This is a genomic window from Bartonella sp. AA74HLJMH, assembly GCF_042197045.1.
Classification (GTDB): Bacteria; Pseudomonadota; Alphaproteobacteria; order Rhizobiales; family Rhizobiaceae; genus Bartonella.
Window position 1 is genome coordinate 224408 of record NZ_JBHIRJ010000003.1, and the last position, 13812, is coordinate 238219.

7 protein-coding genes and 2 tRNA genes are annotated in these 13812 nt (G+C 36.8%); 7 read left to right on the forward strand and 2 right to left on the reverse strand.

The features are described 5' to 3' along the window. Positions 1–140: 140 nt before the first annotated feature. From ACFINH_RS03575 to pgi, 3 genes are all read left to right on the forward strand, one after another. Positions 141–1280: an efflux RND transporter periplasmic adaptor subunit gene (locus ACFINH_RS03575; protein ID WP_375612839.1), complete on the forward strand. Its 1140-nt coding sequence runs from the start codon at positions 141–143 to the stop codon at positions 1278–1280. Beyond that, the gene (locus ACFINH_RS03580) at positions 1277–4411 is read left to right on the forward strand and encodes an efflux RND transporter permease subunit (protein WP_375632166.1); all 3135 of its coding nucleotides are present in this window, start codon (positions 1277–1279) and stop codon (positions 4409–4411) included. Before ACFINH_RS03575 ends, ACFINH_RS03580 begins: the two co-directional genes overlap by 4 nt. Before the next feature lie 189 nt (positions 4412–4600). Then, positions 4601–6265 carry a glucose-6-phosphate isomerase gene (pgi, locus tag ACFINH_RS03585; protein WP_375612841.1) on the forward strand — a complete coding sequence of 555 codons (1665 nt, stop codon included), beginning with the start codon at positions 4601–4603 and terminating at the stop codon, positions 6263–6265. 356 nt (positions 6266–6621) lie between these two features. Here the strand turns inward: pgi and ACFINH_RS03590 are convergent. Continuing rightward, positions 6622–6711: transfer RNA gene (locus ACFINH_RS03590), tRNA-Ser, on the reverse strand. Positions 6712–6996: 285 nt separating this feature from the next. On the opposite strand from ACFINH_RS03590, the gene rplU reads away from it, so the two are divergent. The 4 genes from rplU (at position 6997) to ACFINH_RS03610 (ending at position 13059) form a co-directional block, all read left to right on the forward strand. Continuing rightward, positions 6997–7476, forward strand: a complete 480-nt coding sequence (rplU, locus tag ACFINH_RS03595) for a 50S ribosomal protein L21 (protein WP_375612842.1) — start codon at positions 6997–6999, stop codon at positions 7474–7476. 12 nt (positions 7477–7488) lie between these two features. Next, positions 7489–7758, forward strand: a complete 270-nt coding sequence (gene rpmA, locus ACFINH_RS03600; protein WP_100130483.1) for a 50S ribosomal protein L27 — start codon at positions 7489–7491, stop codon at positions 7756–7758. A 1408-nt stretch (positions 7759–9166) separates the two neighbouring features. Then, positions 9167–11698 (forward strand): phosphoenolpyruvate--protein phosphotransferase, encoded by a 2532-nt coding sequence (gene ptsP / locus ACFINH_RS03605; protein ID WP_375632167.1) that lies wholly within the window; start codon positions 9167–9169, stop codon positions 11696–11698. A 1271-nt stretch (positions 11699–12969) separates the two neighbouring features. Continuing rightward, a tRNA-Ser gene (locus ACFINH_RS03610) sits at positions 12970–13059 on the forward strand. A 259-nt stretch (positions 13060–13318) separates the two neighbouring features. Here ACFINH_RS03610 and ACFINH_RS03615 read toward each other — a convergent pair. Then, entirely contained in the window at positions 13319–13531 is a 213-nt protein-coding gene (locus ACFINH_RS03615; RefSeq protein ID WP_375620805.1) for a hypothetical protein, read from the reverse strand. Positions 13532–13812: the final 281 nt, after the last annotated feature.

Genomic DNA, 13812 nt, shown 5'->3' on the forward strand with positions numbered 1-13812 from the left:
AAAGATAGTCAAGCAGAGATGAGATGTGTTTTTTGCGGTGGGGGTAAGATATACACACCCGCTGTTGGGTTTTTGTGTAAAACGCCGATATTACTGTTGAAAACTATTTCAGATGAACATGACACAGCAAGGGCGGATGTATGGCGTTATTAAAAAAGAGCTTTCCATTAGTGTTTTTAATCGTTGTTTTAACGGTTACTTATTGGGCTGGAAAAAAGAGTGCAGACCAACCCATTTCTATGGTGGATAAAACAAGAGTATCGGATAAAGCTTCAAATGAAAAAATGGGAAGGCCACCGGTAAATGTTGTCGTTGATCTTGTAAAAGTTCAAGATCTTTATGAACAACTTAACGTTCTTGGGAGTGGAAAAGCTCTTGCAGAAGTCGAGCTTACCCCTTTATCCTCAGGTGTTATTGATAAGCTTTTTGTATCAGCGGGTACAAAAGTACAAGCTGATGATGTGATTGCAAAGCTTGATTCTAAAAAAGAAGAAATAGCGGCTGCAAAAGCAAAAGTGCAACGTGATAACAATGCGTTGACGCTTTCGCGTATTCTTAAATTACGCGCCAGCAATACAGCAACGGAAGTTCAAGAAATTATGGCACGCTTAGAGTTGGATAACGCAAATTTAGTTTTGCGTAATGCTGAATTAGATCTCGATCGGCGAACAATTCGAGCACCGATTCCTGGAGTTGTTGGTATTTTGCCCGTTGATGCGGGGAATAACGTGACCCTTAATACTGTAATAGGCCGTATTGAGAATAGAGAACGTATTTTGGTCGATATATGGGCCCCTGAACGATATGTGTCGCGCATCCATAAAGGAGATGAGGTAACGGCAACGTTAATCGCGCAGCCAGATAGATCTTTTGTTGGTCATATTTATGCGATTGATAATATCGTTGATCCAGAAAGTCGCACACTTCATGTTCAGGTTGAAATCAATAATGAAAAAGATACGCTCATGTCTGGTATGTCCTTTTCTGTTTCCTTGCAGTTTCATGGTGGTTCTTTTCCTGTCGTTAATCCTCTTGCAGTTCAATGGAATAGTAAAGGGTCATTCGTTTGGCGTGTGAGAGAAGGAAAAGTAGAGTCTATTCCCGTAACAATTATTCAGCATAAAGCCGATCATGTTTTCGTGAAAGCTCCCCTAGAAAATGGTGATCAAGTTGTCATTCAAGGGGTGCAAATGCTTTATCCAGGAAGTAAAGTAACTATTGATGATCCAAAGTCTCATCAACAGCAATTATCAGTAGGTTATGGAACGGATATACAATGAGCCAAGAATTGAGCACAAAACAGCCTATGTCAAAGGTGGAGCAAGGTGGTCTCATTACCTTATTTATTCGCAGACCGGTTTTTACTCTTGTTTTGAATGCTATGATCATTATTGCAGGATTTGCAGCATGGTTAAATGTTGATGTAAGAGAATTACCCGATGTTGATACTCCTGTAACAACGATTGTGACGATGTTTTCTGGTGCATCGGCAGAAACAATTGATCGTGAAGTTACAAAAGTTATAGAAGATGCTGTTTCTCGTGTTTCAGGTGTTAAGACGATTTCTTCAACGTCTTCTTTTGGACGCTCCCGTGTGAAGATTAACTTTAATGTCGGTGTTGATTTGAATGTTGCAGCATCTGATATTCGTGATGCTCTCTCTCGTGTTACCTATTCTTTACCGAAAGATGCGGATTCGCCTTTGATTATTAAAGCAGATTCGAATGCTGCTGCCATGATGTATTTGGTTGTGACGTCACCAACAATGAGTGTTGATGATTTAACCACGATTGTAAACGATCAGATTGTTGATGCTATTTCTGCTGTTGATGGTGTTGGTGATGTACAGGTCGATAGTGCTCGCACAAAGATTTTTCAGATTGATATAGATCAAGCAAAACTTGCAAGTTATGGATTAACTGTAGCAGATATTTCACGTGTTCTTGCTGATATGACAACAGATGTGCCAGTAGGGTCATTACGCAATTCTAAGCAAACTTTAGTTGTACGTGCTACTGCACGTTTAACAACACCAGAATCTTTTGAACAAGTTGTTTTAAAGCCTCATGTGCATCTTGGTGATGTTGCGCATGTTACTTTATCGCCGGATATAGAAACAGTTATTCTTCGTATCAATGGAAAGACAGGTATTGGATTAGGTATCGTGCGTAAAGCACAATCCAACACTCTTAATATTTCTGAAGGTGTGAGAGCCGTTGTTGATAATCTCAAAAGTATTGTTCCTTCTTCTGTAAATATAGACGTTATTAATGACGATGCAATTTTTATTAAAAGCGCTCTTCATGAGGTTGAAGTTGCGTTGGTCATTGCTATTTTGAGCGTTATCTTGGTCATTTTTCTTTTTCTCAGAGACATTCGTGTAACGCTGATACCTGCTTTATCTCTTCCTGTCGCTTTGATTGGTACCATTGCGGCTATTTATCTTGTAGGGTTTTCATTGAATATTCTCACATTTTTAGGACTTGTTTTAGCAACAGGGCTTGTTGTGGATGATGCCATTGTTGTTCTTGAGAATATTGTTCGGTGGCGCAATATGGGATTAGGTTCCAGAGCAGCAGCGGTGATAGGAACACGTGAAGTGTTTTTTGCTGTTTTAGCAACAACATTGACATTAGTGGCTGTGTTTGTTCCTATTTCCTTTCTTCCTGGGCAAGTTGGAGGTCTTTTTAGAGAATTTGGTTTTGTTTTGGCAATTTCTATTTTGCTTTCTTCAGTTGTTGCCTTAACGCTTTGTCCAATGTTGGCTTCGCGTTTTCTCAAAGAACATATTGAGGAAAAAGAGGAAAAGTCCCATCATTTTGCTTTTTTATATAAATTAGGTACTTTTTTTCATAAGGCATATACTTACAGTTTGCATAAGTGTTTAGAAAAGCCTTGGGCTGTTGTTTTTGCTTCACTTATTTTTGCGGGTCTTTGTGTTGGAGGCTATACGAAGCTACAACAGGAATTAACGCCAGCAGAAGACAGAGCTGTGATCTTTTTGGTTATTAATGGACCACAAGGTATTTCAACACAATATTTGAACGAGCAAATAGAGCAAATTGAAGCAAGTCTACAGCCATTACGTGATGCAGGGGAGATTGCTAACAGTTACTCTATTGCGGGTGCTGGCGGTTCACCCAATACTGCTTTTTTGATTTTATTGCTTTCATCTTGGGATAAACGTTTACGGAGTCAGCAAGAAATCGTGAAAGATATTAATGCAAAGGTTAAACAGTTTCCCGCAGTTTTTGTGTTTGCTGCGCAGGGAAATTCTCTAGGTGTGAGCGGAACTGGGCAAGGGTTGCAATTTGCAATTCTTGGCAATGATTATGCAATATTACAACCCATTGCTGATAAGCTGGTAAGTGCTTTACAAGATGATCCGCGTTTTATTCGCCCACGCCTTACTGTTGATGCAACACAACCGCAATTTTTTATTGAAATCAATCGAAAAAAAGCCTCCGATTTAGGGATTGATATCACCAATTTGGGCGATACATTACAAACAATGTTGGATGGTAAAAAGATTGGTTCCATTAACGTGGATGATCATTCTTACGATGTTAAATTGATATCGCGTACAAATTCTATGAAGAGTCCTAGCGATTTAGAAAATATTTTTTTAAAAACCAAAGACAATCGATATGTTCCTTTATCGGTTATTGCGCGTTTACATGAAAAAGCTATTGCTCCTCAATTAAAACGGGAAAAACGCATGAGTGCTGTTATTTTAAGCGCAAATCTTGCTCCAGATATCGCTTTAGGGGAAGCTTACCAAACTGTACAGAAAATTGCTTCTCCTTTGTTATCGAAAGGAACTTACTTGGTTCCCTTAGGGGAAGCCGAAACGCTTAACGAAACATCTTCCAATTTTATGATTGTTTTTGGCATTGCTTTTTTGATTATTTTGTTGATTTTGGCTGCTCAGTTTGAAAGCTTTATTTCAGGATTCATTATTATGGCCACTGTCCCATTAGGGATTGGTTGTGCTGTAATTGCTATGCTATTAAGTGGTGTAAGTCTTAATATTTACAGCCAAATTGGATTAATTTTGTTAATTGGTGTTATGGCAAAAAATGGTATTCTCATTGTTGAATTTGCAGATCAATTACGCGATCAGGGAAGAAGCGTGCGTGAAGCCGTAGAAGAAGCAGCAAACATTCGCCTTCGTCCAGTTTGTATGACAATGATTTGTGCCATTTTAGGAGGTATTCCTTTGGTTTTGGCCAAAGGTGCTGGCGCAGAAGCTCGTATAGCCTTAGGTTGGGTTATCGTTGGTGGCTTAGGTTTAGCAACTATTTTTACGCTTTATGTCACACCGGTTGTTTATCTTTTTTTAGGGCGTTTTATAAGACCAAAAGCAGAAGAAGATTTACGTTTAACAAAAGAACTCAATCAAGTTAAATGATGTATATGATAGAAAAGATTTGAAAGTTTATTCTTGTAAAAATATCATTTTCGGATCTTATCCTTTTATTTTGTATATTCCTTCATTTTTATGTGAGCAGTGAAAATAGCGAGCAATAAAGGAGGTGTTTTCTGCTTTGTTATTGTTTGGGCATAGATTTCATTATCAATAACCGTATAGGATAAGCTTATGGGAGATAGCTTTTCGATTCGAAATGAAATGGCTTTTGAAGCCACATTAAAAGCTTTAAGAAACCATGCCGCAAAGGATGGGGTCTATGATATTCGTCGGCATTTTGTAGAAGATGAACAGCGTTTTTCCCATTTTTCCCTCAGACTTGATGATCTTCTTTTCGATTTTTCAAAATGTGGTGTGACATTTAAAACATTGCAACTTCTAGATGATTTAGCGGTCGCAGCAGATGTGTTAGGCCGGCGTGATGCAATGTTTTCTGGTAAGGCGATTAATACAACTGAAAAACGCTCAGTTCTTCATATTGCATTACGTTTACCTGCTGATGAAATTTTCATGTTGGATGGTCATAATCTTATTCGCGATATTCAAGACGTCCTTGAAGATATGGAAAGATTTTCTGAAAAGGTGCGTGATGGAAGCTATAAGGGAAGCAGTGGCGAGAGAATAAGTGATATTGTCAATATTGGTATTGGTGGTTCTGATCTTGGTCCTGCAATGGTCACATATGCTTTAAAACCTTATCATGATGGTCCACAGTGTCATTTTGTTTCGAATGCTGACAGTGCCCATATTTCTGATACTCTCTCTATTTTGAATCCAGCAACAACGCTGTTTGTCATTGCTTCTAAAACTTTTACAACGGCTGAAACAATGGTCAATGCTCAAGTTGCACGTCAGTGGATTTGTTCACATTTAGGAGAAGAAGCCGTTTGTACGCATTTTGTTGCTGTTTCAAGTGCGCTTGATAAAGTGGCAGAATTTGGCATAGATTCCACAAGAGTTTTTAAATTTTGGAATTGGGTTGGAGGACGTTATTCAATTTGGTCAGCCATTGGACTTGTTGTTATGTTTGCAATAGGTGGTGGAAATTTTCGCCAATTTCTCAATGGTGCTTTGCAAATGGATCAACATTTTAAAACTATGCCTTTGCATAAAAATATTCCTATTCGTTTTGCTCTTTTAGGATTCTGGCATCGTGTTATTTGTGGTTATTCATCACGTTCGATCATTCCTTATGCACAGCGTTTAATACATTTTCCAGCTTATTTACAACAGCTTGATATGGAATCAAATGGTAAACAAGTCTCGCTGGATGGAAAACCATTAAGTTTTTCAAGTGGTCCAATTGTTTGGGGGGATTCAGGAACAAATAGTCAACATGCTTTTTTTCAGCTTCTGCATCAAGGAACAGATATTATTCCTGTAGAATTTATTTTATTTATAAAAGGGCATGAGAAAAAATTACATTCTATGTATGAGATGTTGCTAGCAAACGGTTTAGCACAATCAAAAGCCTTGATGAAGGGGCGTAGTCTTGAAGATGCTCGGCATATCTTGATAAAAAATGGAGTTGATGAGGGTGAAGCAGACCATTTAGCACGTCATAGAAGTTTTAAAGGAAACCGTCCCAGCATTACGCTGGTTCAAGATTCATTAACACCTTTTGCACTCGGTCGTCTTATTGCGCTTTATGAACATCGCACTTTTGTTGAAGGGATTTTAATGAATATTAATTCATTTGATCAATGGGGTGTTGAACTTGGTAAAGAATTAGCAAACGAGTTACTACCAATTCTTCGTGGAGAAAGTAAAGCGGATAATCGTGATAGTTCAACATTAGGGTTGCTAGCACATATTCAAGCAAGACGTGCAAAATAATATAATTTTACAGTAGGTTTTGTACTAACTAAGCAAAAGTAGAATGAGAGAGAAATATGAGATAATTCTTTAATTTTACTATGCCTTCTCTTATTATCTGGATTAGATTTATGTAACAGAAAATCAAAAAAGTGCAAAAATTGTAAAAATGAGAATTTATTCGCAAAAACGATAAAGACCTTTGAGAGGTCTTTGAAGACCCTTTGAGCCCCCCCTTAAAATCCTTCGAAAAAAATAAATTGGTACAAAACCTAGTGGCAAAATATACAAAACCCGCTGGCAAGCTACACTGCTGACAAGCTACAACCGGAAAGCTACGATTAAAGACAGTTTTAATAATATCGCTTTATAAACTGTGGCGGAGAGAGAGGGATTTGAACCCCCGATAGAGTTGCCCCTATGCCGCATTTCGAGTGCGGTGCTTTCAACCACTCAGCCATCTCTCCATAATAAAGTGAAACAAAAATCGGCACTATTTGAGTGTATAAGTGGTAGATAACCTTCAATTGTTTTTGGTACAACCTTTTTTTCTTTTTTATGGGACTTTATTGACAGAGAATAGAAATTCCTTCATATATACAAAATATAAGCGTGGGGAAATCTGCGCATATTTGTGTTGAAGAAGGTTTTATCCTTCTTTGGGATCTATTACGACTGATAAAAAGCAGCCTATTTTCCCTTATTTCAAGGCAGAAATTAAATAAGAGCTGGAGTGAACGGAAGGATAAAAAATGTTCGCAGTCATTAAAACTGGTGGTAAGCAATACCGCATTGTTGCTAATCAAGTGGTAAAAGTTGAAAAAGTTAGTGGAAATGCGGGTGATGTGGTTGAATTCAATGACATATTAATGGTTGGGCAAGAAGGTAATGCGGTTATTGGTACCCCTGTCGTTGCTGATGCATTGGTGACAGCTGAGATTTTAGAACAGGCACGTGGGCGCAAGGTTATCGCATTTAAGAAGCGCCGTCGTCAAAATTCTAAACGCACGCGTGGCCATCGTCAAGAATTTACGAGGCTTCGTGTTTTAGAAATATTAATGGGTGGTTCAAAACCTAAAAAAGTTGCTGCAAAACCGATAAAAGAAGAAGCAATTACACCAAAAGAAACAAAAGCTGCTGCTTCTGTTGAGAAGACGGCTAAAAAAACAGTTGAAAAAAAGACTGCGCCGCAGAAGAAAGCGTCTGTAGCATCAAAGAGTAAGAAAGATTAAAGGAGAGCGTCTATGGCACATAAAAAAGCTGGTGGTTCCTCGCGTAATGGTCGTGATTCAGAATCGAAACGTCTAGGCGTTAAAAAATTTGGTGGTGAAACCGTTATTGCCGGAAATATTATTATTCGCCAGCGTGGTACACGTTGGCATCCTGGTAACAATGTTGGTATTGGAAAAGATCATACGCTTTTTGCATTATCAAATGGAAAGGTTTCTTTTCAACGCAAAGCGGGTAATCGTTCCTATGTTTCAGTCATTCCTATGCTGGAGGCAGCAGAGTAATCTGTAACACTCTCTAGAAATCAACAGGATTTCATTGAATTATAGTTGTGGTTTTATAAGTATTAAAAGGGAAAGATAGAGTCTTATCTTTCCCTTTTTGCGTTGGTACTATAATAAATGTAGAAGATATACGAAAAAGGTAGAATTGAGGAAATGGCTTTTCTCAATGAGGGAAAAAGTTTCTGCGCTGTTATGTTAGTATTTAGTACTGAACATATTGATATTATGATAGAGTTTGTTGATAAGTTTCTGTATAATAATAGTGAGGAGAGACTTTCTTTTTATGTATGAAGAAGCGTCGAGTAATTTCTTATAAGAGAAGCAGTTTGTTTTCAGAAAATTATGAGAAATTTAATGAGAGCATTATTGATGTAATCATTTTGATAAAGATGGATCTTTTTATCGGCATTGTGGTATTGATGAGTTGTCATACTGTTTTTAGGTGGTAGTGTGGGTAGGTGGGGCTATTCATTTAAAAAGACATAGGGATAAAAAATCCATAAGAAGGTAGTCAAAACTACTTTGAAAGTGACGTGCATTAAGGAATTTTCGGTAAATCGAGAGTGAAATTATATTTTTAAGGAGTACGGTGTTTAAAGATATAAAAATAACCAACTTGCAATCAGCGCCCTTCAAGAATATTTTTTCTGATTTCACTATTATTGTGTATTGTTGAAAATAGACAAGCATAAGAGCTAGGGTTAAGGCAATAATTGCTTTTCATTTTTTACTTTATTTATCTTATTTGTAGAGTTTTTCTTGATTTTAGTAGTTGGTGATGGTGCTTGGGGGGGGATGTCGTACTTTGCAAATGTGCGACAGAGGGCATTGTGTATTTGCGATATTGATTGAAGTAAAGGTGTAGCTTAAAATATATAAATATTATATATCGAGAGTTTGATATCATAAGATGGGTAGCACGGAATTTTAAAGATGATAAGTTGCATGGAGCAATTTGTAATTATGTAATAAACTTATAAAGAGGGATAATAGGTTAAATAAACTTTGAGGAATCAATTAAAATATTAGCTGAAGTTACGGATGATTGGGAAGGATGCTTTCTTGTAGGGAGAATAGTGAAAAGTTATGTTGGATAACTTAGGATAATGAGAGCATTTTGAAAGCATAGTTTTTCAGGTGATTGGTGCTGTAAAAAACGGGGTTTTGTCTTTGTAAAGTAAAAGAGTAAGAGGCAGACTTGTTTATGATGGTTTTAAGCACTTAGGTGGATAATAATATCTAATTGTTTTATCGGTTATATTGAGGTATTTAAGCACCTCACTTAGCTATATTCTGTAAAATATAAAGAGAGCTGTGGTGGTATTTATAGCTTGTATTTTGGGAAATGCAGCTTTGAAAAGGAATGTATCAGAGATATTGGTGTTCAAATGTGAGGCAATTTGAATTCATGATGAGATATGAGAAAGCAGAAGCAATGAATGTAGATTTTGCTGATGGTGAAATCTTGTCTATAAGATCTGTACAACTTGCAGCTGCTTTTGATCATAAAAATGATGCAATTTATGCTGCTGCTGAATTGCTTGTGCAGGTTGGTGCAGTTGATAAGTGTTATCTGGCAAGCATGCTTGAACGTGAAGAAACAACCAATACTTGGCTTGGAAATGGTATAGCCATTCCTCATGGTATGGCTGAAAATCGTGATTTAATTATCAAGGATGCTGTTGCTGTTATACAGGTTCCTGCTGGTGTTGAGTGGCAGGATGGCAAGAAAGCATATTTGGTTATTGCCATTGCAGCGTGTCCAGATCGCTATAGAGAAATTTGTAAAAAATTGACGTCTCTTTTATTTGATAAAAAACAGCTTGAAGTACTTGCAACAACTATGGACAAACAACAAATTGTTACAACTTTGTTTGACCAAAATATGAAGATAGAAAAAACTTTTATTGGTGACCTTTCTGTGTGTCAGGAATGGACTTTAGATTATCCAAGTGGTCTTCATGCACGACCAGCTTCTCTTTGGGTTGATTTTGCGAAAAAGGCTCAAAGTTCCATCAGAGTTCGCCATGGTCAATATACCGTTGAAATGAAAAATTTGGTTGGTTTATTGCAATTAGGAGTAAAAAACGGTGATGTTCTGATTTTTTCTACAGATGCTGCAGAAGGAGCACAACTTCTCAATGATGCCATTGCTATTGCAAAAAAAGTGAGTATTAGTGAAAAATGTCTGATGAGAGCAATGGAATCTCAAACAAAGGCTTTTCATGGTTGGTATCCACGCTCTATGCAAAAAGGCATTTCTGGTGTTGGAGCTAGTTCAGGATTAGCATTTGGTAAGATTTTTGTTTTAAGGCAAAATGATATTTCCATAATAGATCAGCCAATTGATTTTGCAGTTGGTGCAGCATGTCTTGAAAATGCTCTTACAAAAACAAAACATAAAATGGCATCTGTGATTTCTGATATTACAGTGCGTATGGGAGCAGATTCTGCTGCGATTTTTTCTGCGCAAATGGTTTTGCTTGAAGATGAAAATTTAATAGCTCAAGCTTGTCGTTTTATAGCGGAAGGTCATGGTGTCGCTTGGTCTTGGGATAGAGCGGTTCGTCAATTTTCAGATATGTTTTTTAAGGTAGATAATCCTTTGTTAGCAGCACGTGCTGTTAATTTAGTTGATGTTGGTCGACGTGTTTTAGGTGAAATCAATCCATCCTATAGATCGTTCTTTTTAAATGATATTCCACATGGTGTAATTCTGGTTACAAATGACCTTTCTCCTTCTGATGTAGCACAACTTGATTGTACAAGGGTAAAAGGATTAGCAACAGCATGGGGAGGTCCATTATCTCATACAGCTATTTTGGCGCGTACTCTTGGTATTCCAATGGTTGTTGCTGCAGGTGATGATATTTTAGCAATTCAGTCTGATATTCAGGCTATTATTGATGGCGATAACGGGTTTATTTACCTTAATCCTACGCTTGAAGACGTTGAAGATGCTCAAAAGCATATTGATACTGTTGCGCAAAAACGTGTCAGTGAAATAAATGCATGTAGGTTACCAGCGCAAACGACAGATGGTCAAAGAATTCGTATCATGGCTAATGTCAACTACGCAAATCAGGTTCCTGTTGCGCTTGATTTAGGGGCTGAAGGTGTTGGACTCATGCGCACGGAATTTTTGTTTTTAGAGAATCCATATATTCCGGATGAAGAGCTACAATTTAATATATATCGGGCGATGATTACAGCTGTAGGAGATAAGCCATTAATTATTCGTGCACTTGATATTGGTGGAGATAAACAGGTTACGCATTTACATTTATCTAAAGAGGACAATCCTTTTTTAGGTGTTCGAGGAACGCGGCTTTTGTTACGTCGACGTGATCTTTTGGTGCCTCAATTACGTGCTTTATATCGAGCGGCAAAAGAGGGTGGAGATCTATGGATTGTGTTTCCGATGGTCATGTCTGTTTCAGAGATTGTCGCTATAAAAAAGATTGCAGAGGAAATCCGCAACGATGTTGATGCACCAAAATTAAAACTTGGTATTATGATCGAAGTTCCAGCAGCGGCCATTATGGCAGATGTATTAAGCGCCCATGTTGATTTTTTTTCAATTGGAACCAATGACCTAACACAGTATACAATGGCTGTTGATCGGCAAAGTCCGTACCTTGTGTCTGAAGCTGATAGCCTTGATCCAGCAGTTTTGCGTATGATTTATCAGACTATTCAGGGAGCTGCACAACATAAGTGTTGGGTTAGTGTATGTGGTGGTATGGCTGGAGATCCTTTTGGTGCAATGATTTTGACTGGATTGGGAATTCATGAGCTTTCTATGATATCTTGCGATATTTCTCCAGTAAAGGCGTGTTTACAGACTCATAGTTTTGAAGATATGAAAATTTTAGCACAAAAAGCATTACAATGTGAAACTGCACGAGCTGTACGTGCTCTAAGCAAGGATATAAGGTGATAAAGAACATTAAGGGAAAAGAACGAGCTCATTTTGCAGAGTAATCAGATCTTTAGTGCTGTAAAACATTATCCTTTAAGACGATTATTAACAACATATTAATTTATAATGGTAATTTATCGTTTTACATAATGAGAACTCTAAATATCGTAAGGTTTTTTCGTTTTAAATTTCTCTATATTAAATTAATAAAATTATTCTTTTATACATTACAAGGAGGAGTAATGTATGGATAAAAACACTTTAGGAAAGAATAAATGCCTTTTATGCATTCTCTTAAATAGCAGGGGATGTTGCAACATTAGGGGATAAATAGCGTGATCGTACTTGGCTTTTCCTTTTTATTTAAGAAAAGATGATGCTATCCAATAGATTTTATACCACTCATAGACACCGTATGAGGTAGATGTGACAAGCTTTAAGAGATGTTTTTTAACAAACGTGTGGATGAGAAAGAAAATATATTTTTAGAGTATTCTGTTTTGTTATGAGACCATATCCCACTTAAAGAATGCGATAATCAAAAGTATGAAGTAATACGTAATTTTTTTTAAATAATGGAGACTACTTTAGATATTTTGAAAACTGTAACGCTGAATTTAAAAATATATGGTAAAAATGAAAACAGGTTTGCATTTTTATGATTTTGTATTTGATCAAAATGAGACTATTTTTTCATTTTAGAAAATAAAATATATTCATACATATTAAATTAAAAATGCAAAGTTTTTTCTGAATTTTATTTTCTTTAGTATCAACTAAATATAGAAGTGTGAAATTGAATAGAGGATTTAGAATAGGGCTTATTATGTAATCCTATGAAAGAGAAAACTGATACCATCACACTATTTTACAGCTCTCAATGTTGCAAAAATTCGTGCTATTTAAGAAAATGCATAAGAGCCGCTTATCCTCTCTTAAAATGTTCTTCCCCCACATACCATCCCTTCCTATGACGTATAAGTAAGTGATTTTAATTATTTGGTTGTGTAAAACTATGGGCTGTATGCTAATTTTAAGAGAAGTATTTTTTTGTGAAGCAGAAAGTGCGTAAATGAGCATGAAAGTTTATAACTGGTGACAATCTTTTTATTCTCATTATTGTATTCTACAAACCTATCCACGAAAAAAGTTTTTTCTTAAAAAGAAGGGATGTGCTTGTTATTCAACAGATAAAAGCTCTTACTTTAATAAATGAATTTGTTTTTTGGGTTTTGAATGTATAGTTTAGACTTGCACGTTATTTCTTTCTGGGTATAGTGCGAACTTCTGGAGAGGTGGCCGAGTGGTTGAAGGCGCACGCCTGGAACGCGTGTATATGGGAAACCATATCGAGGGTTCGAATCCCTCTCTCTCCGCCATACAATTTTCTCCTATGTATAACGTATTGATTCTTTGTAATCTTTTTAAAGGTTCGGGAGCGTTAACAAAAGTTCGGGAATAGGATTTTCCAACATACCGTTACAAAGCTCATCTTTTTCCTCCAACATTCTCTAATAATTTTTTGAATTTTTTGAAATCCACTGTTTTAAATGTGCAAAGACATTCTCTATCGTCTCCATGAGACGAGCAAAATTAAGAAACCATTTTCTAAAGAATTTCGCGCGTCTCAGAGTATGTTTAGAGTCGGATATTTGGTTTTTGTGTAAAAATACTTACAAACGCATCCATAATACGTGAAAAATCAAGCGCTAATAAGAGTATAATGAGTACAATCCATTTCGTATAACGCGACATCACTTTTACACTTTTGTAGGTCATGATGATTTCTTGAAGGATTTCTTTTTCTGCTTCTGTAAGCTCTGTATCGTCTTGTGTTTTTTTTCTAGCCATGTTTCCACCCACACACGCGTTCACCTAGATTATTGTGCTTTAAGATCTCTCTTGCTAAGTTTGAACTGATGGCGTTCAGATCTTGCTTATCTAAATAAATTGGCAACCAGCCAACACAAGAAGAAGCATATTTATTTGTCGCGCAACCAGTCAGAGAGAGCAGTACGCACATCAGCATCACTTTTTTGATTAATTTCATTTTCTACCTCAAGACGGGTTGTGGCTGCTTTTAAAGCTTTTTCTGTTTGCTTTTGTTGCTCTGCTTTTTTCCCAAAATTAAA